The organism is Amycolatopsis sp. WQ 127309 (assembly GCF_023023025.1).
Lineage (GTDB): Bacteria > Actinomycetota > Actinomycetes > Mycobacteriales > Pseudonocardiaceae > Amycolatopsis.
The window spans coordinates 1-22,893 of the sequence record NZ_CP095481.1 but is presented as its reverse complement, the minus strand read 5'-3'; the positions used below and the strand labels follow the sequence as shown (position 1 = coordinate 22,893).

General features: G+C 66.9%; 12 protein-coding genes and 3 rRNA genes. 6 read left to right on the top strand and 9 right to left on the bottom strand.

The window, feature by feature from the left end; translation table 11 throughout:
- Positions 1-15 precede the first annotated feature (15 nt).
- Positions 16-2,208: a discoidin domain-containing protein gene (locus MUY22_RS00075; RefSeq protein ID WP_247055641.1), complete on the bottom strand. Its 2,193-nt coding sequence runs from the start codon at positions 2,206-2,208 to the stop codon at positions 16-18.
- Between the two features lie 22 nt (positions 2,209-2,230).
- Complete coding sequence (locus MUY22_RS00070) at positions 2,231-4,555, bottom strand: discoidin domain-containing protein (protein ID WP_247055639.1); 2,325 nt, start codon at positions 4,553-4,555, stop codon at positions 2,231-2,233.
- 208 nt (positions 4,556-4,763) lie between these two features.
- Here MUY22_RS00070 and MUY22_RS00065 point away from each other — a divergent pair, with 208 nt between their 5' ends.
- On the top strand, positions 4,764-5,549 hold the full coding sequence (locus MUY22_RS00065; RefSeq protein WP_247055637.1) for a class I SAM-dependent methyltransferase: 786 nt from the start codon (positions 4,764-4,766) through the stop codon (positions 5,547-5,549).
- A 1-nt stretch (position 5,550) separates the two neighbouring features.
- Entirely contained in the window at positions 5,551-6,489 is a 939-nt protein-coding gene (locus MUY22_RS00060; protein ID WP_247055635.1) for an alpha/beta hydrolase, read from the top strand.
- Here the strand turns inward: MUY22_RS00060 and MUY22_RS00055 are convergent.
- From MUY22_RS00055 to MUY22_RS00035, 5 genes are all read right to left on the bottom strand, one after another.
- On the bottom strand, positions 6,455-8,209 hold the full coding sequence (locus MUY22_RS00055) for a choline/carnitine O-acyltransferase (protein ID WP_247055633.1): 1,755 nt from the start codon (positions 8,207-8,209) through the stop codon (positions 6,455-6,457). The two genes, MUY22_RS00060 and MUY22_RS00055, sit on opposite strands and share 35 nt — an antisense overlap.
- A 13-nt stretch (positions 8,210-8,222) precedes the next feature.
- Positions 8,223-9,071: a class I SAM-dependent methyltransferase gene (locus tag MUY22_RS00050; protein ID WP_247055632.1), complete on the bottom strand. Its 849-nt coding sequence runs from the start codon at positions 9,069-9,071 to the stop codon at positions 8,223-8,225.
- 17 nt (positions 9,072-9,088) lie between these two features.
- Entirely contained in the window at positions 9,089-9,946 is an 858-nt protein-coding gene (locus tag MUY22_RS00045; protein WP_247055630.1) for an arpA protein, read from the bottom strand.
- Positions 9,947-10,057: 111 nt separating this feature from the next.
- Positions 10,058-10,591, bottom strand: coding sequence for a DUF4232 domain-containing protein (locus MUY22_RS00040; RefSeq protein WP_247055628.1), 534 nt, complete (start codon positions 10,589-10,591; stop codon positions 10,058-10,060).
- A gap of 50 nt (positions 10,592-10,641) precedes the next feature.
- Entirely contained in the window at positions 10,642-13,239 is a 2,598-nt protein-coding gene (locus tag MUY22_RS00035) for a bifunctional FO biosynthesis protein CofGH (RefSeq protein WP_256475284.1), read from the bottom strand.
- Positions 13,240-13,392: 153 nt separating this feature from the next.
- On the opposite strand from MUY22_RS00035, the gene MUY22_RS00030 reads away from it, so the two are divergent.
- A complete protein-coding gene (locus MUY22_RS00030; RefSeq protein ID WP_247055626.1) occupies positions 13,393-14,937 on the top strand; it encodes a transposase in 1,545 nt (514 codons plus the stop codon).
- On the opposite strand, the gene MUY22_RS00025 is transcribed toward MUY22_RS00030, so the two are convergent.
- Together MUY22_RS00025 and MUY22_RS00020 are read right to left on the bottom strand one after the other, a co-directional pair.
- Complete coding sequence (locus MUY22_RS00025; RefSeq protein ID WP_247055624.1) at positions 14,934-15,692, bottom strand: SDR family oxidoreductase; 759 nt, start codon at positions 15,690-15,692, stop codon at positions 14,934-14,936. The two genes, MUY22_RS00030 and MUY22_RS00025, sit on opposite strands and share 4 nt — an antisense overlap.
- Positions 15,689-16,492: an alpha/beta fold hydrolase gene (locus MUY22_RS00020; RefSeq protein WP_247055622.1), complete on the bottom strand. Its 804-nt coding sequence runs from the start codon at positions 16,490-16,492 to the stop codon at positions 15,689-15,691. The genes MUY22_RS00025 and MUY22_RS00020 overlap by 4 nt, the downstream gene beginning before the upstream one ends.
- Positions 16,493-16,967: 475 nt before the next feature.
- On the opposite strand from MUY22_RS00020, the gene MUY22_RS00015 reads away from it, so the two are divergent.
- The 3 genes from MUY22_RS00015 (at position 16,968) to rrf (ending at position 22,133) form a co-directional block, all read left to right on the top strand.
- Positions 16,968-18,483, top strand: a 16S ribosomal RNA gene (locus MUY22_RS00015).
- A 332-nt stretch (positions 18,484-18,815) separates the two neighbouring features.
- Positions 18,816-21,938, top strand: a 23S ribosomal RNA gene (locus MUY22_RS00010).
- 78 nt (positions 21,939-22,016) lie between these two features.
- Positions 22,017-22,133: ribosomal RNA gene (rrf, locus tag MUY22_RS00005) — 5S ribosomal RNA — on the top strand.
- The 16S, 23S and 5S rRNA genes sit together here, the layout of an rRNA operon.
- Positions 22,134-22,893 lie beyond the last annotated feature (760 nt).

Sequence of the window (22,893 nt, the reverse complement as noted above, 5' to 3'; positions counted from 1 at the left end):
GTCGTCAGTCCGGAGTTACGAAGCCGCCACCTCGAACTCGGACACCTGACCGGCGGGCCAGCCGGTGTTGCCGGTGAACGTCAGCCGCACGAACCGCTGCGACGTCGCCGAGAACGACGCCGACGCCGTGTTGCCCGACGCCGGGTCGAACGCGTAACCGCGCGAGCCGACCAGCGTCGTGTACGAGCCGCCGTCCGTGCTGCCCGAGACCGTCACCGTCTGGGTGCGCGCACCCCACGCCGACGACGGCGGCAGCTTGAGCGTCACCTTGTTGATCGACGCCGCCGCGCCCAGGTCCACGGTCAGCGTCTGCGGGAACGCGTTGTTCGCGCTCTCCCAGTAGCTGTCCGCGTTGCCGTCGTTGGCGTTGCCCGGCGGGAACCCGCCCTGCGACGACGACGAGCTGATCGCCTTGCCCCGCGCGATGTTGCTCCCGGACTGCGGCGGCTGCTGCGGGCCGGAGTTCGGCGCGGGCCAGGTCGAGCAGTCGCTCCACGTGCCGGTCCAGCCGCTGTTGCCCGACCCGCCGAACGTCATCTTCGGGATCGACGACGGGTACGGGCAGTTGTACGTGCCGGTGACACCGACGCCGGACGCGCTCAGGTTGCTGATCGACACCGACCCCTGCGTCTGAGACTGCGCCACGAACGTGCCGGCGCCCTGCACCGAGACGCCGTCGATCGTGACGCCCTGGATCTGCTTGCCGGCGCCGTTGCCGTCGATGAACTGGATCGCCTCGTACGGGCTCTGGATCGCGGTGAACCCGGTGACCCGGATCGTCACGCCGGTGATGGCCTGGTCACGCGCGTCGAACCACAGCGCGCCGACGCCGAACTGCCAGTTCGGGTCGAGCGCCCCGGCCCGCAGCGCGGTGTTGTTCGACAGCGTCACCGTGCCGCCGAGCGGTACCGAGCTGAACCGGTTCGCCACCAGGTAGCCGCCGCCGAGCGCGTTGGTGTCCTGCACCAGGTTGCCGCTGACGGTGTTGTTCGACCCGCCGTAGAGCGCGATGCCGTTGGCCAGGTTGGGTTGCACGACCGTGTTGTTCGCGATCGTGTTGCCCGAGTCGGCCTGGCCGTTGGACCAGAGCGCGAGGCCGTCGTCGCCGTTGTTGCGCAGGTAGTTGTTGCGCAACGCCGAGTTCGTGACGGCGCCGTCGAAGTTGACGCCGTCGGCCTGCGTGTCCTGGATGCGGTTGTTCTCGATGGTGAGGTTCGACGACGCGCCGCTCATCAGCCACAGCCCGCACTTGGTGTTCTGGATCCACAGGCCGCTCACGACCGAGCCGTTGCCCAGGACGCCGTGGAACGCGTTGTCCGGGCTGCCGTCGTTGCGCTCGGTCACGTCGCCGAACACCGCGAAGTCGTACAGCTTGATGTTCCCGGACGCGCCGCCGTTGTTGAAGATGTTGTTGCCGTGCAACACGGTGTACCACGGCCCGGCGCCCCGGACGGTGGTCTGGTCGATCTGCAGCGCCGACCCGATCTCGAACCGGCCGGACGGCACGAACAGCTCCTTGCCCTGCGAGCGTGCCGCCGACAGGCCGTTGCGGAACGCCTGGGTGTCGTCGGAGGAGTCGTTCGCCGTGGCGCCGTAGTCCGTCACCGACAGGGCGTTGGCCGGTTTCGCGCCCGCGCCGCCGACCTGCTCGAAGTCGGCCAGGTCGATGGTCGCCTGGCCGACGTCGCCGGAGTCGACCTGGACGCGGACCTTCGTGCCCTGGGCCGCGTTCTGGCCGAAGAGCAGCCGGGCGTCGTCGAAGAAGTGGTGCGTCTTCGAGCCCGTGATGAAGCCGGTGTCCACATAGGAGTACCGCGACGTCACGGACAGCCCGCTGCCGAGCTTGGTGCCGCCGACGTACACCGAAAGCCGCCCGGACGAGCCGTCGGGGATGTTGTAGTGGACGTTGATCGAGTTGGCCGCCGCCGGCAGCGTGAACTCGACGTACTGGCCGGACCCGATCCGGACGGCTTGGCGTCCGGACGCCTCCGAAGCGATGCTGGCCTGCGTGTAGTCGGGGCCGACGGCCGAGCCGGTGGTCGCCGAGCACTCGGCCTCGACCGTCCGGAACGGCACGCTCGCGCCGCCGGACGCCGTCGTCGGGCAGGTCGCCGCCGCGGCGGGAGGGCCGCTGAGCAGGACAGTCAGGCCGGCCGCGGCGAGGGCCGCGGCCAGCAGCGCCGCGCGGCGCCGTGGTGCTGGGGACATCGTCGTCACCTCTCCGCTGGTTCTAGGACGCGTAGGCTTCGAGTTCGGACAGCTGTCCCGCCGGCCAGCCGGTGTTGCCGGTGAAGGTCAGCCGCAGGGTGCGCACGGACGTCGCCGGGAAGGTGATCGTCGCGGTGTTGCCGGTCGCCGGGTTGAAGGTGTAACCCGCCGCGGCCTTGACGCCGTCGACCGCGATCGTCTGCGTGCGCGTGCCCCACGCGGACGGCGGCGGCAGCTTCAGTACCAGCCGCGACACCGAAACCGTGGCGCCGAAGTCGACGGTCAGCGTCTGCGGGAACGCGTTGTTCGCGCTCTCCCAGTACGAGTTCGCGTCGCCGTCGACCGCGTTGCCCGGCGGGAAACCGCCCTGCGACGCCGACGCGCTGATCGCCTTGTGCAGCGCCAGGTTCCCGGTCGGCGGGGTGGTCGTCGTGGTGGTGGTCGGCGGGGTGGTGGGTGTGGTCGGGGTCGTCGGGGTCGTGGTCGTGCCGCCGTTGTCCGAGCCGTAGACCGGCGTCGGCCACGAGCCGCAGAACGTCGTGCTCCAGCCCGAGTTGCCGCCTTGGTCGACGAGGCCGGTCAGCGCGTCCGGACCCATGCAGTTGTAGACGCCCGCGCGGCCGATCCCGGTCGCGACGACGTTCTTCACCGTGCCGGTCGGCTTGGCCTGCAGCTGCCAGGCGAACGTGCCCGCTCCGGTGATCTTGACGTTCGTGAAGTGCACGTCGGTGGTCTGGCTGTCGATGAACTGGATGGCCTCGTAGTTGTTGTCCAGCAGGTCGAGGTCGGTGACGTCGACGCGGCCGGTGATGGCGCCGTCGCGACCGTCGAACCACAGGGCGCCGACGCCGAACTGCCAGTTCGAGTCGAGCACACCGGTGCGGATCGCGGTGTTGCGCGCGACGGTCGTCGTCCCGGCGAGGGGCACCGCGCTGAACCGGTTGGCGATGTGGATGCCGCCGCCCTGGTCCTGGGTGTCGGCCACGACGTTGTCGGACACCGTGTTGTCGCGCCCGCCGTAGATCGCGATGTTGTTGGCGAGGATCGGCAGCAGCACGGTGTTGAAGGAGAACGTGTTGTTGTGGTCGGCGTCGTGCTCGGACCACATGGCCAGGCCGTCGTCGCCGGTGTTGCGCAGGAAGTTGTTCGTCACGGTAACGTTGCTGATGCCCTGGTGCAGGTTCAGCCCGTCGGCGGTCTGGTCGAGGATCCGGTTGCCGGACACGGTGAGCCCGTCGAACGGCCCGTCGAGCCACAGCCCGACCTTCGTGTGCTGCAGCCACAGGCTCTGCACGACCGAGCCGCCGCCCAGCGCGCCGCCGATGGCGTTGGACTGGTCGCAGTCGACGCGGGCGTCGACCTGGCCGATGATCGCGAAGTCGTACAGCTTGACCGCGCTGCTCGTGCCCGGGACCGCGCCGTTGCCGGGGTACGTCGACGTCCCGCAGCTGGCCGGTTCGCCCTTGCCGAAGATGCCGGCGCGCGGGCCGGTCAGCACGGAGTACCACGGGCCGGCGCCGCGGATCGTCACCTGGTCGACGGTGATGTGGTGGCCGAGGGTGAAGGTCCCGGACGGGATCCAGACCTCCTTGCCCTGGCTCTTCGCCGCGGCGACGGCGGCGTCGAACGCGCCCGCGTCGTCGCTGGTGTCACCCGCGGTGGCGCCGTAGTCGGTGACGGACAGCGAGTTCGCCGGCTTGGCCGCGGCCGCCCCGACCTGCTCGAAGTCGGCGAGGTCGATCGTCGAGGTCGTGACGTCGCCCGCGTCGACCTGCAGCTTGATCTTGGTGCCTGCCGGGTAGTTCGTGCCCAGCAACGCGCGGGTCTCGTCGTAGAAGTGGTGCGCGTGGCCGTCACCCGGGGTGTTGGTGAACGGGTACGAGCCGTAGTACCAGGCGTACTTCGACGTCAGCGCGACGTCGCGGTTGTGGGAACCGTTGACGTACAACGAGAGCGAGCCGCTCGTGCCGGTGCCGTTCCCGGAGTCCGGGAGGCTGAAGCGGAAGTCGATCGAGTTGGCCGGCGCGGTGAGCGTGAATTCGACGTACTTGCCTTGACCGCCCAGCGTCACGGCTTTGCGGCCGGACGCCTCACCGGCGAGGGTGCCGGAGTTGCGGTCGGGGCCGATGACCGTGCCGTTGGTCGCGGCGGTCTCGGCCTCCTGTTCGAGGAACGGCACGGTCGCGCCGCGCCCGGCGGCGAGCGCCGAACTCGCGGGGGCCGCGGCCAGGGTGATGACGGTCAGGCCGGTCGCGGCGGCGACGGCGGCGGCCAAGGCGCCGAACCTGGCCCGCCGACGGGGCTTGATCAAGTTTCGGGGCGCGCTGAAGACAGGATGGGGAGACATGGAGCAGCAACTCCTCGTCGAGTGCGGGTGGGGACCCTTGTGACCTGGATCATACGAATCCGGGACAAGATAACGCAATAGATGAACGAACTTACGCAAATTTGCGACAGAAACTGACGGCTGCGCCGGATGCCGGACGTCGGTTTCCGTCGCGCGGAGCAGCGCCACCGGCGTCGTGGATCCCCAGGCCGCTGCTAGTTTTGAGCCCATGATTGAGCGACGTGCCGACGGAAGCGCCGGTGACGCCGACTACGGCGCGATCGGCGGGGTGTACACGGACTACCGCGTGCCGGACCCGCGGATCGGGCAGTACGTCCTCGACGCGCTCGGCGAGGCGCGGACCGTCCTCAACGTCGGCGCGGGCGCCGGCGCCTACGAGCCGCACGACCGCGAGGTGACGGCGGTCGAGCCGTCGGCGTCGATGCGCGCGCAGCGGCCCGGGGGCCTGCCACCGGCGATCGACGCGGTCGCCGAGAAGCTGCCGTTCCCGGACCGGGCGTTCGAGGGCGCGATGAGCACGTTCAGCGTCCACCAGTGGAACGACCTGTGGACCGGGCTGAAGGAGGTCCGCCGGGTCACCCGCGGCCCGGTCGCCATCCTGACCTGCGATCCCGCGCTGCTGCGGCGGTTCTGGCTGCTCGACTACGCGCCCGAGGTTATCGAGACCGAGGCGCGGCGCTACCCGCCGGTCGACGACATCGCCGACGGGCTCGGCGGGCACACGTCGATCATCGGCGTCCCGGTGCCGATCGACTGCACCGACGGCTTCAACGAGGCCTACTACGCCCGCCCCGAGCGCCTGCTCGACCCGGGCGCGCGGCTGTCGTGCTCGGCGTGGAGCTTCGTCGACGACCGGGTGCACCACCGCTTCGCCGCCGAACTGCGCCACGACCTCGACGACGGCACGTGGGAACGCCGTTACGGCCGGTTCCGCGAGCAGCCGACGTTCGACGGCTCGCTCGTGCTGGTCGTCTCGGTCCCCGAGGGGGCCTGACGTGCCGCCACCGCCGTTCGACCCGGAGCTGGCGCCGATCGTCGAGCAGCTGCGAGCGGCCCGTCCGCCGCTGAGCACGCCGGACGACGTCACCGCGCGCCGTGAGTTCGTCGCCGGTGCCGAGCAGACCGTCGACGAGCTGGCCGCGGCGCACCCGGGGTTCGCGTTCGCGGAGGAGCACGCGGGGGAGGTGCCGTTGCTGGTCGCGCGCCCGCCCGAGAGCCGCGGTGTCCTCTACTACATCCACGGCGGCGGCCTGATCGTCGGCAGCCACCTCGGCCCGGACGTGCCGAACGTGCTGCGCTGGGCCGGGGAACTCGGCGTCACCATCGTCTCGCCCGGTTACCGGCTCGCGCCCGAGCACCCGTACCCGGCGCCGGTCGAAGACTGCTACGCCGGTCTGTCGTGGACGGCCGGGCGGCTCGCCGGTCCGATCGTGATCGGCGGCGTCAGCGCGGGTGGCGGGCTGGCGGCGGCCACGGCCCTGCTCGCCCGCGACCGCGGCGGCCCGGAACTCGCCGGGCAGCTGCTGATCTGCCCGATGCTCGACGACCGCGACAACACGCCGTCGGCGCTCGACCTCGACGGCCGCGGCCTGTGGGACCGCACGGCCAACAACGTCGGCTGGGCGGCGTACCTGGGAGACCTTCGCGACGTGCCGCCGTACGCCGCACCGGCCCGCGCGACCGACCTTTCCGGGCTGCCGCCCGCGTTCCTGGACGTCGGCACGGCGGAGACGTTCCGCGACGAGGTCGTCGCCTACGCGAGCCGCCTCTGGCGGGCGGGTGGCGAGGCGGAACTGCACGTGTGGCCCGGTGGGTTCCACGGCTTCGAGTCGCTGGCACCCGAAACAGCGCTCAGCCGGGCGGCGCGGGCCGCCCGGCTGAGCTGGTTGCGCCGCTTGCTCAGCCGCCGGCCAGCAGCTCCTGCAGCTCGCTGACGGCCTTCGCGAGTTCGTCGGCGAAGCGGTACATCTCCGACGACACGTGCTTCGGCGTGCTGAGGTAGAGGTTCCAGCGGTCCGGCAGCAGCACGTACGCGATGCCGATGCACTGCGGGCTCGTCGAGCCGAAGCCGAAGTACTGGATGTTCACCGACGGCGCCGAGCTGGTGCTCAGGTAGTCGTCCCGCATCTTCAGCCAGCCCGGCGAGCTGTACAACGCCGGCGTCTCCGTGTCACCGCGGCGCTTGGCGATCAGCTGCAGCTCCCACAGGTGCTGCTCCGGCGCGTCACCGGCCTGGCACTCCTTCGCCCGCGAGACGTGCTTCGCGGCCGCCGTGCGGAACGCTTCCCGCTTTTCCTCGGGCGAGCCGTCTTCCATCGCCGCGACGAACCGGAAGACCTCCGGCGTCACGACGCGCATGGCCTCGGTCCGGCCGTTGCGGAACTGCCGGGTGGCGATCGACTCGTACGTCGCGCCCGTCAGGCCCTTCGCGCGCTTGTGCGCGAGCTGGTAGGCCATCTGCGCGAAGGCGTCGGGGGACATCCCCAGCTCCTTCACGCGGTTGGCGCCGAAGTCGAACGACACGGTCTGCGTGGCCGTCGCGTCCGCGTACGCCGCGAAGGACTCCCCGGCGGCGCGGGCGTCGTCGCGGAGGCCGCCGGTCAGCGTGAACCCGACCGGCTCGAACCCCGGGACGCCGTCGGCGGCGTCCCGCGGCAGCCGGTCCCCGCTCAGCAGCGCGTCGGTGAAGCCGAGGATCGTGGTGCCGTCGAGCTCGCAGTGCTCGACGTTGATCCCGGCGGTGCCGTCCTCGAACACGATCAGCGAGACGGCCTTGTCGTACCAGCGGTTGGCGCCGTACAGCAGCTGGTCCGCGGCTTCGAGCGTGGTCGACGGCGTCACGTCGTCCAGGCACACGCAGAACAACGCCGTCTCGAGGGTTTCGAGAGCTTCGGCGTTGCCCGCGTCCAGCAGGGCCTGCCGGCTGGCCGCCCACTCCGCGCGGGCCTTCGTGGTGAAGTGCCCGGCGGGCACGTCCGTGGCGTGGTCGTCCTTGAGGATCGCCCGCAGGCCGTCGGCGAGCTGCTCGGCGGAGTACGGGCGGCCGTCTTCGGCGACGACGTCCATCCGGAACGGCGTGTTCCGGTGGAACACCACGACGTGCCGCGCCCGCGACGGCCCTTCCCAGCCGTCGCGGTACGGCGTCCGCGCACTGTCCAGCACCTCGCCCGGGATGCGCGTGGCCGAGAACAGGAACTTGTGCTGCACCATCGACTGCGGCGTGCCGCGCACGAGCACCGGCGGCACCAGTTCGTCGTCGAGCCGCAGCTTGTAGTCCACGGCGGACGCGGTCAGCTCGGCCGCGCGTTCCACCTGGCCCAGCGGCGATTCGGCGAACAGGAAGAAGAAGTTGGCGTTGAGCGCGATCCGGTCGCGGCGGCCGAGGTAGCGGTACGGCCAGAAGGTGTCCAGCCAGCTGTGCACGCCGGGTGAGGAGTCGTACTCCTCCAGCGCGGCCTGCAGTTCGTGGGCCGGGCTGCCGGGCGCGAGGAAACCCGCGACCGCCGCTTCGGTCTCCGCCAGCTCGTCCGGCGTCAGCAGCGGACCGCACCATTCCAGGAAGCGGCGGCCGCTGTCGGCCAGAGCGGGCACGGGGACCCGGGGAAGCCGGTCCTCGTTGCCGAACGTGCGGGGGGACCATTCCGGACTGCTCACTCTGTCATCCTCGTCAGTCAGTGGAAACCGTGCTGAGCGCGGAAGCCAGTCCGGCGGCCGCACCCTTCTTCGGTCGGGAAACATACAGCTGCGCGTACAGCCAGCCGTCGGACTCGAACCCTTCGGGGTCGACGCCGGCCGCGCCCAGCGACTCGATGATGTGCGCCTGCTCTTCGGCGCTCGCGAACCGCCGCTGGCGGTAGACGCCGTCGATGGCCGCGGTCTCGTAGCCCAGCTCGGCGAGGCTTTCCGCGACCGGGTCGTAGGAGAACATCCGGAGCACGAAGTGCGCCATCCACGGCCGGGAGCCGCGCGCGATCCGGGCGATCGTCTTCTCGGTGACGTAGCCGACACAGCCGGTCGACACGACGAGATCCACCTGATCGAGGAGCGCCTGCTGCTTCTCGTCCGGGTCGTAGCGCTCGAAGTCGGCGTAGATCGTCTCGTCCAGGAAGCCCGCTTCACGCGCGTAGTCCAGCGCCGCCCCCGCGGCGTCGAGGCCGAAGAACCGGGCACCGTCGGAGGTCGCGCGGCTGCGCACGAGCCGCTGGTCACGCTCGATCAGCGCGGCGCGGCCGAGGCTCTCGACGCCGGGCGCGGTGTACTGCTCGTAGAGGTCGTCCAGGGTCGTTTCGCACCGCAGCAACGCGCTGTTGACGCCGTAGGAACAGCCGACGTCGAGCACGGTCGGCCGCGCGATTCCGCGTTCCGCCTGGTATTCCTCGATCAGTTTCGTGAAGTACGGCTTCGCCAGTTGCGGAATCTGGTAATCCACGCGCTGCAACGTTCCGAAGAACGGACGGGGGTCGGGCGCGGTGTAAATGTGGTCGAACGAGATCTTGCCGGTCGAGTCGAAAGGCACGGGCCAGGCTCCTAGATCTAGTCGAGCAGGGCGTCGCCCCGCACAGCGTGACCAGCCAGGTGCTCAGGCAGGACCCGGCCGAAGAGCTGCCTGGTCCGCTCCGGGCTGCCGATGACGCCGGGGCGCTCGCTGTAAGCGAAGATCGCCGAGTGGCGCGCGATCTTCCCTTCCACCCTAGTGACCCGATGCAAGGCGAAGCGGCCTTTGAACAACTGCAGATCGCCCGGACGGAGGCCGAGGCGCTGGACCGGATGGGTGCTTTCGCCGGAAAGAACGCCCCGCACGGCGGAGAAGTTCTCCGCCTCGGCGGAACGGATGTTCGGGCAGTATTCGAACGTCCCGCCGTCGCTCGCGGCCTGCGTCAGCATGCTGACGGTGTAGGAGTTCGTGTCGAAGTGCCACGGGTGCGCGCGGCCGGGCGCGATCACGTTGAGCGTCAGCCCGGACAGCGGGTCCGCGAGCTCGTGCAGCTCCGGCAACCCGAAGCAGTCGGCGATGAACCGCTGGAACACCGGGCTGCCGTAGAGCCGGCCGATGATCGCACCGGCCGGGATGTGGTCGCGCGCGACGAAGGCGTTGCCCCGCTCCATGATCCGCCGGCCGGGGTGGTCTTCGGGCAGGTCCGCGTCGATCGCGGTGTTGTAGGCGTTGACCTTTTCGATCTTCGTGTACGCGTGCGGTTCGAGCGCGGCGCACTCGGCCCGCAGGACCTCGTGCAGCTCCGGCCGGATGAAGTCGGCGAGGACGCTGCAGCCGACGTCGGCGAGCTCCGCGCGGGTGCGGGCGACGACCGCCCGCCACGCTTCGCTGCCGGTATCAGTGAGCGGATAGCGGTCCGAGTCGATCATGTCCAGCGCGGCCACGGAGGTGCTCATCGAAGTCCTTCCGGCAGTTGAAGCTACGGTGCTTGCCCTGGTCGTGAGGAAAACAAGTAGCACAACGCCCCGGCGGTGAACCGTGGGTTTGTGAGCGGTGACACAAGGTGGTCAGTAGCCGATTTCGGTGGCCCACGCGCTGAGCTCGACGGTGTCGGTGGTGCCGAGGTCGGTGTCCAGCGGCTGCGTCTGCGCGGGTTCCCCGGGGATCGGGATCACCGAGATCGCCGCGCCCGTGTGCTTGTCGCCGCTCGTGACGGTGGCCGACCAGGCGAGCACGGACAGGACCGTCCCACCAGGTTGGACAGTCAAGTCTTGCGGGCCGGGATCGGGCGCGAAGTAGGACGTCTCGTGAAGGACTTTGACGTCGAGCGGCGAGCCGTCGCCCGCCAGGATCTTCAGGTCCGGGTAGCCGGTGACCTTGCGCGGCTCGCTGTCCCGGTTGGTCAGCGTCAGCACGCTCGCGCGGTGCCCGAGCCCGGCTTCGACCTGGCCGACCGAAAGGGACAGGCCATTCGACGGCGGCGGCGCGTACGTCGGGCTCGGCGTCGTGGTCGGCAGCGGAACGGGCGGCGGAGGCGGCGGAGTGCCGCAACCCGCGAGAAGCGCGACGAAGAGAACTGGTGCGAAGCGGAAAACCCCCATGCGGCCGAAGAGTAGCGGGCGCCCCGGAGCCGGGCGCCCGCTACCGGTTTCTACGGCGTGAGCAGAGGCAGCAGTGGCTTGCGAACCGCAGTGGCGACGCCGTCGGACGCCTCCGCCGCGGCGATCCGCTCGGCCGAGGGCCGGCCGTACCCCGTCGTCCGCTGCACGAGCGGGCGGCCCAGCGGCTCGACCATCTCGCGCATGTCGCTGATCGTCTTGTACGAGCCGTTCGACGCGCCGGCCATCCGGCTGATCGTCTCCTCCATCAGCGTGCCGCCGATGTCGTTGACGCCGCCCTGCAGCACCGCGCGGCTGCCCTCGGTGCCGAGCTTCACCCAGGAGCTCTGGATGTTGTCGATCATCCCGTGCAGCAGCAGCCGGGACAGCGCGTGCACCGCCCGGTTCTCGTTCTGCGTCGCCCCCGGCCGGGCGAGCCCGGCGAGGTAGATCGGCGAGCTCTGGTGGATGAACGGCAGCAGCACGAACTCGGAGAAGCCGCGCTTGCCGTGCTTCTCGAGGCCGTCACGCTGCAGCTTCGCGAGCAGCTTCAGGTGCGCGACCCAGTGCGCCGGCGTGTCGACGTGGCCGTACATCATCGTGGACGTCGTCGGCAGCCCGACCTCGTGCGCGGTGGTGACGACCTTGATCCACTCCGACGTCGGCAGCTTGCCCTTGGTGAGCACCCAGCGGACGTCGTCGTCGAGGATCTCCGCGGCCGTGCCCGGCAGCGAGTCGACGCCGGACTCCTTCGCCTGGATCAGCCAGTCGCGCAGCGAGAGGTTGGTCCGCGAAGCGCCGTTGACGACCTCCATCGGGCTGTAGGAGTGCAGGTGGATGCCCGGCTGACGGCGTTTCACCTCGGCCGCGAGGTCGAAGTACGCGGTGCCCGGCAGGTCCGGGTGGATGCCGCCCTGCATGCAGATCTCGGTCGCGCCCGCGGCCCACGCCTCGTCGACGCGGTCGCCGACCTGCTCCAGCGAGAGCGTGTACGCGTCGGCGTCGGTGCGACGCTGCGCGAAGGCGCAGAAGCGGCAACCCGTGTAGCAGACGTTGGTGAAGTTGATGTTCCGCGTGACGACGAAGGTGACGTCGTCGCCGACCGTCTCGCGGCGCAGGTCGTCGGCGAGCTTCGTGAAGGCGTCGAGCTCCTTGCCGTCGGCGGACAGCAGCGCCAGCGCGGCGTCGTCGGACAGCCCGGCGGGGTCCTTTTCCGCACTGCGCAAGGCTTCCATGACGGTGGAGTCGAACTTCTGCGGCCCGGTCTTGATCCGGTCGCCGATCTCCTTCCAGTCCCCGTACACCGAGTCGAAGTCGCTCCGGCGGTCTTCCGTGCGGCCGGTGGTGTCGATCTCGGTGTGCAGGTCGGTGCGGCCGGACTGCTGCCAGCCGCCGTCCGGCTCCTGCCACGGGATGCCGACCGGCATCGCGTCCTCGCGCGCCATCCCGGTGGCCGGGTCGACGAGCGCGGCGACGTGCCGCGTGATCCGCGGATCCAGCCACGGCTCGCCGGCCTTGACGTACTCGGGGTAGATCGTGAGCCGTTCCTTCAGCTCGAAGCCGGCCTTCTCGGTGCGGCGGGCCAGCTCGTCGATCTGCGGCCACGCGCGTTCCGGGTTGACGTGGTCCGGGGTCAGCGGCGAGACGCCGCCCCAGTCGTCGATCCCGGCGCGGATCATCAGGTCGTACTGGTTGCCGATCAGGTTCGGCGGCGCCTGGATGCGCATCTTCGGGCCGAGCACGAGCCGTGCCACGGCGATGTTCGCGGCCAGCTCTTCGAGGTCGGCGTCCGGCGTCGCGCGCATCTTCGTGTCCGGCTTGGCCCGGAAGTTCTGCACGATGACTTCCTGGACGCCGCCGTAGGTCTTGGCGACCTTGCGGATCTCGAACAGCGCGTCCGCGCGCTCCTCGTGCGTCTCGCCGATGCCGATCAGCACGCCGGTGGTGAACGGGACGCTGCTGCGGCCGGCGTCTTCGAGCACGCGCAGCCGGACGGCGGGGTCCTTGTCCGGCGACCCGTAGTGCGGGCCGCCCTTCTCGCTCCACAGCCGGGTCGCGGTGGTCTCCAGCATCATGCCCATCGACGGCGCGACCGGCTTGAGCCGCTGGAAGTCCTGCCAGGTCAGGACCCCGGGGTTGAGGTGCGGCAGCAGGCCGGTCTCCTCCAGCACCCGGATCGCCATCGCGCGGACGTAGGAGAGTGTGTCGTCGTAGCCGTGCGCGTCGAGCCAGTCGCGGGCGGCCGTCCAGCGGTCCTCGGGGCGGTCGCCGAGGGTGAACAGGGCTTCTTTGCAGCCCATCTCGGCACCCTTGCGGGCGATGTCGAGGACCTCGTCGGGCGAGAGGAACGGCGATTCGAGCCGGCCGGGCACGGTGACGAACGTGCAGTAGCCGCAGCGGTCGCGGCAGAGCCGGGTGAGCGGGATGAAGACCTTGCGGCTGTAGGTGATGACACCCGCGCGGCCGGCCTCGGCGAGACCGGCGTCACGGATGCGGGAGGCGTACTCGGACAGCTTCCCCAGATCTTCACCGCGGGCGTGCAGCAGGACGCTCGCCTCGGCTACGTCGAGTGTCTTCCCGTCACGCGCCCGGGCGAGCGCACGGCGCATCGCGGAGGCGGTCGGGGTGGTGGCGTCAGGATCGGGTCCCATTCCGCCCACGCTAGGACCGTCCTCGTGCGACCAGCCAGTGTGTCTTCCACACCCGGCTCACCCGATCGTGGATCGTGATCGTCGCCGCAGGTCAGCGCGGCGGGATGGTTGTCGATCAGCCACTCGGCGTGTATTACCTAAAGGGTGGCCTCGGTGATCGGGAAGAAGATCGGCGGACGGACGTACTACTACCTCGCGGAGTCCGCGCGGGTGGACGGCAAGCCGCGTGTGGTGACTCAACGTTACCTCGGTACCGCCGACGAGATCGCCCGTGCCGTCCCGGGCGGTGAACCGGCGTCGGCACGCTACCGCGCGTACGGCGACGTCGCCGCGGTGTGGGCCACGCTGCGGCGGCTCGACTTCGTCCGCCGCGTCGACGAGGTCGCCGGGCCCCAGCGCGCGAAGACCACGCTCGGGCTGACGCTGGCGATCGCGGTGCTGCACCGGGCCACCGCGCCGGACACACCGATCGCGGACTGGTGGGCGACCGGGGCCGCCCCGGACCTGGTGCGGCCCCGGGTGTCCACAGTGGACGGGTTCTGGCGGGCGCTGGAAAGGCTGACCCCCGAACGGATCACGCGCATCGAGGAGACCGTCGCCGCCGCGGTCTTGGAGATCCTCGACGACCACGCGGCCCTCGCCGTCGACGTCCCGCAGTTCGCCGCGTTCGCCGCCGCGGACTGCACGCTGCCTTCGGCCTGCCAGAGCGTGCTCGCCGGCGTGGGCCTGCGGGTGACCCGCGACGGCGCGATCCCGCTCGGCTCGCGGCTGTACCGGCGCGACGACGGCACGGCCCCGACGTTCGCCGCGCTGACCGGCGAGCTGGGCCCGGCGACGCTCATCTTCCACACGGGCCAGGCCGCCCAGCTCGACCTGGGCTCACGCAGCGGGTTCGTCGGCTCGCTGCCGCTGACCGATCACCCCGAGCTGCTGACCCAGCCCGCGTCCGCCCGCAAGCGCGTCGACCCCGAGCGGTTCGCCGGTCTCACCGCGCTGGACACGCACGCGGTCGTCGACGGCGTCCGGCGGCGGGTCGTCCTCACGCACTCGGCGACGCTGCACGCGGCGCAGTCGCGCGCGTTCGCCGACGAACTGGCCACCGCGACCCGCGAGCTGGACGGCCTGGCCGGCGCCTTGGCGGCGGGCACCCACCGCGGCGACCGCGCCCAGGTGCACGCCGAGATCGGCCGCGTCACCCGCGGCCGGCGCGTCGAGCGCGTGCTCACCGCGGTGCTGAGCGGGAGCCGGGCCGGGGAGATCCGCCTCGAGCGGCGGATCGACACCGCCGCTGTTGCCCGCCTCGACGACGAGTTCTTCGGCAAGCAGGTGCTGGTCACCGACCGGGACTGGCCGGTCGCCGAGCTCGTCACCGCCTACCGGGCGCGCACCCACCTCGAGTCGACGTTCCGCTGGCTGACCGGGCCCGCCGTCACCGGCCCCACCCCGCGCTGGGAGTGGACGCGGCAGCGGATCGCCGCGCACGGGCTCGTCTCGGTGCTCGCCGCGACGGTGACGCACCTGATGCGGCGCGAGGCCGACCGGGCCGGGATGAACCTGTCCGTGAGCGAGCTGCTCGAACGGCTCGCGGGCATCGGCGAGCTGGTGCTGCACTACCCGTCGACCGGCGGTCGGCCGCGGACCGGGCGCCTGCCGACCGAGCGGGACCCGGCGCAGCAGGCGCTCTTCGCCCTCTTCTAGGACTCGCGGTGGATCTGCAGCGCGGAGAAGCTCTGCACCACCGGCATCAGCTCGATGACGTTGATGTTCACGTGCTCCGGCTGGCTCGCGGCCCAGTAGACGGACTCGGCGACGTCGTCCGCCGTCAGCGGGGTGGTGCCTGCGTAGACCTTGTCGGCCTTGCCCTGGTCGCCGTCGAAGCGGACCTTCGAGAAGTCCGTGCCGCCGACCATGCCGGGCTCGATGTTCGTCACCCGGACGCCGGTGCCGTGCAGGTCGCTGCGGAGGTTGAGGCTGAACTGGTGGACGAACGCCTTGGTCGCGCCGTAGACGTTGCCGCCGGGGTAGGGGTAGGTGCCGGCGATCGAGCCGATGTTGAGCACGTGGCCGCGGCCGCGCTCGACCATCCCGGGCAGCAGCGCGCGCGTGACGTGGGTGAGGCCGCGGACGTTGGTCGCGATCATCTCGTCCCAGTCGGCGAGGTCGGCCTGGTGCGCGGGCTGGAGGCCCTTCGCCAGTCCGGCGTTGTTGACCAGGACGTCGACCTCTTTCCAGCCCTGCGGGAGAGAGCCGATCTTCGTCTTGACCGCTTCGGGGTCGCTGACGTCGAGGGTCACGGGGAGGACGGCGTCGCCGAGTTCCCCGGCGAGCTTCTCGAGCTTGTCCTCACTGCGCGCGACGGCGATCACCCGGGCGCCCTCGGCGACGAACCGGCGGGTGATGGCGTCACCGAAGCCGGCGCTGGCGCCGGTCACGAACACGGTCTGCTGGGTCATGGCTTGGCTCCGCTTGTGGTCAGGAAGGTGCTGAGCGCTTCGTTGAACTCGGTCTCGCGCTCCAGGTTAGGCAAGTGGCCCGCGCCGTCGATCACCACCAGGGTCGAACCCCGCACTTCCCGGTGGATCCGTTCGGCGTCCGCCACCGGGGTGAACTCGTCGTCACTTCCTACTACTACGAGGGTGGGGACGGCGATGGTCTTGAGACCAGGGGTGTAGTCCGGGCGCTCGGCGCGTCCTCTCAGTGCGGCCGCGGCCCCCTTGGCGGGAGCGTCGCGCATCATCCTCCTGACGTGCTCCTCGACGTCCGGCCTGGTCGCGCGGGTCGTCGGCGAGATCATCTTGGGGAGCAGCTCCTCGGCGTAGCGCTCCATGCCTTCGTGCGTGATCCTCGCCGCGGTGTCGACGCGGCCCTGTCTCACCTCGGGGGTGTCCAGGCCGGCGAAGGTGTCGGCCAGCAGGAGGGCGCTGACGCGGTCCGGGTGGCGGGCGACGGTCTGCATGACGATCTGGCCGCCCATGGAGAGGCCGCCGAGCACGAAGCTCTCGATACCGAGGTGATCGGCCAGCTCGACGAGGTCGTTCGCGAAGACGTCGAGGCCGGTCTTGGTCGCTCCGGTCTTGTGGGTGCCGGTCTTGTAGGTGCCGTAGCCGCGGAGGTCGGGGACGACGACGCGGTAGCCCAGCTCGGTCAGGTGCTCGACCTGGGGCCGCCACATCGAGCGGTCGAAGGGGTGGCCGTGGACGAGCAGGACAGCGGTCGCGTCCTTCGGTCCCGCGTCGTCGTGAGTGGAGGTCATGTCTTCGACGCTAGGCGGAGCTTTGTCGCGGAGCAATACGGCGCAATGTACTCGGAGCAATGTTCTTTCCGTGCTCTCCTCGGCTGCTTCCGGGGATTTCCCCTGGCGCTCTCGGGGCTCCGGGGGCACACTGAGGCTCGGACGGGCTCCGTCAGGGGTTCTGACCTGCGCTGATCTTGTTAACGGACCCCCCTGTTTCGGGCGGTTTCGGGGCATGTAAAGTTCTCCAAGTCGCCAGGGAAACCGAGCGGCGGGGACACGAACCAAGCTCTCGCAGAAGCGATTGAGTGGGTGTCCCACCAAATAGCTTGAAACAATCGCCGAGGTTGAGCCCGCGGATAACGTGGGTGATGTCAGAGTGTGTTGCTTGAGAACTCAACAGTGTGCTAGTGAACTAAGCCAGTAGAGCTTATATAACCTCGTATTGAGGTTCCTTTGAGATTGATTGAGTACATAGTCTCGATCAGACTGTTCATTGTTGGAGAGTTTGATCCTGGCTCAGGACGAACGCTGGCGGCGTGCTTAACACATGCAAGTCGAACGATGAAGCCTTCGGGTGGATTAGTGGCGAACGGGTGAGTAACACGTGGGTAATCTGCCCTGCACTCTGGGATAAGCCTTGGAAACGAGGTCTAATACCGGATATCACAACGCTTCGCATGGAGTGTTGTTGAAAGTTCTGGCGGTGCAGGATGAACCCGCGGCCTATCAGCTTGTTGGTGGGGTAGTGGCCTACCAAGGCGACGACGGGTAGCCGGCCTGAGAGGGTGACCGGCCACACTGGGACTGAGACACGGCCCAGACTCCTACGGGAGGCAGCAGTGGGGAATATTGCACAATGGGCGAAAGCCTGATGCAGCGACGCCGCGTGAGGGATGACGGCCTTCGGGTTGTAAACCTCTTTCGCCAGGGACGAAGCGCAAGTGACGGTACCTGGATAAGAAGCACCGGCTAACTACGTGCCAGCAGCCGCGGTAATACGTAGGGTGCAAGCGTTGTCCGGATTTATTGGGCGTAAAGAGCTCGTAGGCGGTTTGTCGCGTCGGCTGTGAAATCTGGAGGCTTAACCTTCAGCGTGCAGTCGATACGGGCAGACTTGAGTTCGGTAGGGGAGACTGGAATTCCTGGTGTAGCGGTGAAATGCGCAGATATCAGGAGGAACACCGGTGGCGAAGGCGGGTCTCTGGGCCGATACTGACGCTGAGGAGCGAAAGCGTGGGGAGCGAACAGGATTAGATACCCTGGTAGTCCACGCTGTAAACGGTGGGTGCTAGGTGTGGGCGACATTCCACGTTGTCCGTGCCGTAGCTAACGCATTAAGCACCCCGCCTGGGGAGTACGGCCGCAAGGCTAAAACTCAAAGGAATTGACGGGGGCCCGCACAAGCGGCGGAGCATGTGGATTAATTCGATGCAACGCGAAGAACCTTACCTGGGCTTGACATGCGCCAGACATCCCCAGAGATGGGGCTTCCCTTGTGGTTGGTGTACAGGTGGTGCATGGCTGTCGTCAGCTCGTGTCGTGAGATGTTGGGTTAAGTCCCGCAACGAGCGCAACCCTTATCCTACGTTGCCAGCGCGTTATGGCGGGGACTCGTGGGAGACTGCCGGGGTCAACTCGGAGGAAGGTGGGGATGACGTCAAGTCATCATGCCCCTTATGTCCAGGGCTTCACACATGCTACAATGGCTGGTACAGAGGGCTGCGATACCGCGAGGTGGAGCGAATCCCTTAAAGCCGGTCTCAGTTCGGATCGCAGTCTGCAACTCGACTGCGTGAAGTCGGAGTCGCTAGTAATCGCAGATCAGCAACGCTGCGGTGAATACGTTCCCGGGCCTTGTACACACCGCCCGTCACGTCATGAAAGTCGGTAACACCCGAAGCCCATGGCCCAACCCTTCGGGGAGGGAGTGGTCGAAGGTGGGACTGGCGATTGGGACGAAGTCGTAACAAGGTAGCCGTACCGGAAGGTGCGGCTGGATCACCTCCTTTCTAAGGAGCACAACACATCCACGTTCCCGGGATACCCGGAACCAGAGCGTGGGGTGGGCACGGTTTAACACTCGAATGCAGTGTTGCCGGGCTTGCTCAAGGAATTGTGGAACTACTGGTTATGGTCACTCTTGGTTGGCAATGCCTCCTCTAGTACTGAGCATCTTCGGATGGTCGTGGAACAGGGAGCCGGCGCCTCGGAGGGTGATTGTTTGCTATGCACACTGTTGGGTCCTGAGGCAACACGCCTCGGGGCTGAGCATAGCCCTGGGAATGTGGTTTGTTTCTGGTGTGGTGTTTGAGAACTGTAGAGTGGATGCGAGCATCTTTGTGGTCAAGTTGTTAAGGGCACATGGTGGATGTCTTGGCTTCAGGAGCCGATGAAGGACGTAGGAGGCTGCGATAAGCCTCGGGGAGCTGTCAACCGAGCTGTGATCCGAGGATTTCCGAATGGGGAAACCCAGCACCAGTGATGTGGTGTTACCCGCACCTGAATATATAGGGTGTGTGGAGGGAACGCGGGGAAGTGAAACATCTCAGTACCCGTAGGAAGAGAAAACAACCGTGATTCCGTGAGTAGTGGCGAGCGAAAGCGGAAGAGGCTAAACCGATTGCATGTGATACCTGTCAGGGGTTGTGTAGTCGGTGTTGTGGGACCCGCCTTGAAGGAACTGACATTTCTTCGGAATTGACGCATGGGTTAGTGGAACGCCTTGGGATGGGCGGCCGGAGTGGGTGAGAGCCCCGTACGCGAAAACTTGTGTTGTTGTTCTTGGTGGTGTTCCCGAGTAGCAGCGAGCTCGTGGAATTTGCTGTGAATCTGCCGGGACCACCCGGTAAGCCTAAATACTTCCTGAAGACCGATAGCGGACTAGTACCGTGAGGGAAAGATGAAAAGTACCCCGGGAGGGGAGTGAAAGAGTACCTGAAACCGTGTGCCTACAAGCCGTCAGAGCTGTAATGGTGATGGCGTGCCTTTTGAAGAATGAGCCTGCGAGTTAGTGCTGCGTGGCGAGGTTAACCCGTGTGGGGTAGCCGTAGCGAAAGCGAGTCTGAATAGGGCGAATATAGTCGCGTGGTCTAGACCCGAAGCGGAGTGATCTACCCATGGCCAGGGTGAAGCGACGGTAAGACGTCGTGGAGGCCCGAACCCACTTAGGTTGAAAACTGAGGGGATGAGCTGTGGGTAGGGGTGAAAGGCCAATCAAACTCCGTGATAGCTGGTTCTCCCCGAAATGCATTTAGGTGCAGCGTCGTATGTTTCACCACGGGGGTAGAGCTACTGGATGGTCTAGGGGCCTTACCGGGTTACCGAAATCAACCAAACTCCGAATACCGTGGTGTGAGAGTGCGGCAGTGAGACGGCGGGGGATAAGCTTCGTCGTCGAGAGGGAAACAGCCCAGAACACCAGCTAAGGCCCCTAAGTGTGTGCTCAGTGGGAAAGGATGTGGGATTGCCCAGACAACCAGGAGGTTGGCTTAGAAGCAGCCACCCTTGAAAGAGTGCGTAATAGCTCACTGGTCAAGTGGTCCTGCGCCGACAATGTAGCGGGGCTTAAGCACACCGCCGAAGCTGTGTCATTGACACAATAGATCCACTTCGCTCCTTGAGGGTGTTGTGTAGTCGTGTTGATGGGTAGGGGAGCGTCCTGCACCCAGGGAAGCCGTGGCGGAAGCTAGCGGTGGAGGGTGTGGGAGTGAGAATGCAGGCATGAGTAGCGAATGCAGAGTGAGAAACTCTGCCGCCGGATGACCAAGGGTTCCTGGGCCAGGCTAATCCGCCCAGGGTAAGTCGGGACCTAAGGCGAGGCCGACAGGCGTAGTCGATGGACAACGGGTTGATATTCCCGTACCCGAGCATGTGCGCCCATGACGAGGCGTTTGATACTAACCACCCAAAGCCATATCCTGAAGTCTTCGGATGGAGGGGTGTGTGTGGAGCGTGGGACCTGATTTCGTAGTAGTCAAGCGATGGGGTGACGCAGGAAGGTAGCTCCGCCAGGCGATGGTTGTCCTGGTGTAAGCGTGTAGGAGAAAGCATAGGCAAATCCGTGCTTTATATACTCTGAGACGTGATGCGTAGCCGTTTGAGGCGAAGTAGAGTGATCCTATGCTGCCGAGAAAAGCCTCTAGTGAGTGCATGCACGGCCCGTACCCCAAACCAACACAGGTGGTCAGGTAGAGAATACTAAGGCGATCGGGTGAACTGTGGTTAAGGAACTCGGCAAAATGCCCCCGTAACTTCGGGAGAAGGGGGGCCAAACATCCTGAAGCTCTTCGCGAGCTAGGGGTGGGTGGCCGCAGAGACCAGCGGAAAGCGACTGTTTACTAAAAACACAGGTCCATGCGAAGTCGCAAGACGATGTATATGGACTGACGCCTGCCCGGTGCTGGAACGTTAAGAGGACCGGTTAATCCCTTCGGGGGTGAAGCTGAGAATTTAAGCGCCAGTAAACGGCGGTGGTAACTATAACCATCCTAAGGTAGCGAAATTCCTTGTCGGGTAAGTTCCGACCTGCACGAATGGCGTAACGACTTTCCGGCTGTCTCAACCACAGGCCCGGCGAAATTGCACTACGAGTAAAGATGCTCGTTACGCGCGGCAGGACGGAAAGACCCCGGGACCTTTACTATAGTTTGGTATTGGTTTTCGGTTCGGCTTGTGTAGGATAGGTGGGAGACTGTGAAGCGGTGACGCTAGTTACTGTGGAGTCATTGTTGAAATACCACTCTGGTCGAATTGGGAATCTGAACCTCGGGCCATGATCTGGTTCAGGGACAGTGCCTGATGGGTAGTTTAACTGGGGCGGTTGCCTCCTAAAGAGTAACGGAGGCGCCCAAAGGTTCCCTCAGCCTGGTTGGCAATCAGGTGTTGAGTGCAAGTGCACAAGGGAGCTTGACTGTGAGACAGACATGTCGAGCAGGGACGAAAGTCGGGACTAGTGATCCGGCACCACCTGGTGGAAGGGGTGTCGCTCAACGGATAAAAGGTACCCCGGGGATAACAGGCTGATCTTGCCCAAGAGTCCATATCGACGGCATGGTTTGGCACCTCGATGTCGGCTCGTCGCATCCTGGGGCCGGAGTAGGTCCCAAGGGTTGGGCTGTTCGCCCATTAAAGCGGCACGCGAGCTGGGTTTAGAACGTCGTGAGACAGTTCGGTCCCTATCCGCCGCGCGCGTAGGATACTTGAGGAAGGCTGTCCCTAGTACGAGAGGACCGGGACGGACGAACCTCTGGTGTGCCAGTTGTCCCGCCAGGGGCATGGCTGGTTGGCCACGTTCGGAAGGGATAACCGCTGAAGGCATCTAAGCGGGAAGCCTGTTCCAAGATGAGGTATCCCACCCTTTGTGGGTTAAGGCCCCCAATAGACCATTGGGTTGATAGGCCAGATATGGAAGCACAGTAATGTGTTGTCGAGTTGACTGGTACTAATAGGCCGAGGACTTGTCTACGAAGGTGTTACGCATCCACTCTACGGTTCTGAAACACCACACGACCCTCTTTTTGGGGGTGTGGGTGTTTGATAGTGTTTCGGTGGTTTTAGCGTCAGGGAAACGCCCGGTCCCATTCCGAACCCGGAAGCTAAGCTTGACAGCGCCGATGGTACTGCAACCGAAGGGTTGTGGGAGAGTAGGACACCGCCGAACATTTCGTTGAAGAGGGGCCTGGCCCGGTCGAGAACCACGGTTCTCCCGGGCCAGGCCCTCTTTTTATGCCCAAAACCAGTGCCGCCGGTACCACGGCCCGCCTCGTGCCGACCCCGATAACGCGCGCCAGCTCCTGAATCACGTGTCGACTCTCCAAATCACACGTGCCGGCTCTTGAAGCACGTGTCGACTGTCTGATCACGGGAGTCGGCTTTCCAGTCACGCGAGTTGACCCGTCACACACGCGAGCCGGCCGTCTGGCCACGTGGTGACCCTATGAATCACCGGTGTCGCCCGCCTGATCACGGGCGCCGGCGCCTCAATCACGCGAGCAGACCGTCCGGGTACGCGAACCGACTGTCTAGGTACGCAAGCCGACCGTCGAAGTACGCGAGCCGACGGTTCGGGACGTGAGCCGACTGTCCGAGTACGTGGTCGACTGGCTGGGTACGTGAGCTGACCGGCTGGGGACACAAGCCGACTCTTCGCGCGCGAGCTGCCCTCGCGCGGTGCGCGAGTTCCGGCCTCAATCACGCGAGATTCGGCTTCACACACGCGAGATCCGTCCGGAGTCACGTGAATCCCGGCCGGGACCACGCGAGATCCGGCCACAGTCACGCGGGATCCGTGCGGGATCACGCGAGTTGCGGCTCCGATCACCCCGGCGCCCGGCGCCCGGTCTCACGCCCTCACGATTCGAGTGATGCCCGCTGGATCATCGGTGATGCCCACCCAGTCACGAGAGATGCCCCGCGGATCA

What these genes read in the sequence shown, in the direction of transcription:
- MUY22_RS00025 (WP_247055624.1), bottom strand. Translation starts at nt 15,692, where the DNA reads ATGACCCAGCAGACCGTGTTCGTGACCGGCGCCAGCGCCGGCTTCGGT.
- MUY22_RS00045 (WP_247055630.1), bottom strand. Translation starts at nt 9,946, where the DNA reads ATGAGCACCTCCGTGGCCGCGCTGGACATGATCGACTCGGACCGCTAT.
- MUY22_RS00065 (WP_247055637.1), top strand. Translation starts at nt 4,764, where the DNA reads ATGATTGAGCGACGTGCCGACGGAAGCGCCGGTGACGCCGACTACGGC.
- MUY22_RS00040 (WP_247055628.1), bottom strand. Translation starts at nt 10,591, where the DNA reads ATGGGGGTTTTCCGCTTCGCACCAGTTCTCTTCGTCGCGCTTCTCGCG.
- MUY22_RS00020 (WP_247055622.1), bottom strand. Translation starts at nt 16,492, where the DNA reads ATGACCTCCACTCACGACGACGCGGGACCGAAGGACGCGACCGCTGTC.
- MUY22_RS00070 (WP_247055639.1), bottom strand. Translation starts at nt 4,555, where the DNA reads ATGTCTCCCCATCCTGTCTTCAGCGCGCCCCGAAACTTGATCAAGCCC.
- MUY22_RS00075 (WP_247055641.1), bottom strand. Translation starts at nt 2,208, where the DNA reads ATGTCCCCAGCACCACGGCGCCGCGCGGCGCTGCTGGCCGCGGCCCTC.
- MUY22_RS00035 (WP_256475284.1), bottom strand. Translation starts at nt 13,239, where the DNA reads ATGGGACCCGATCCTGACGCCACCACCCCGACCGCCTCCGCGATGCGC.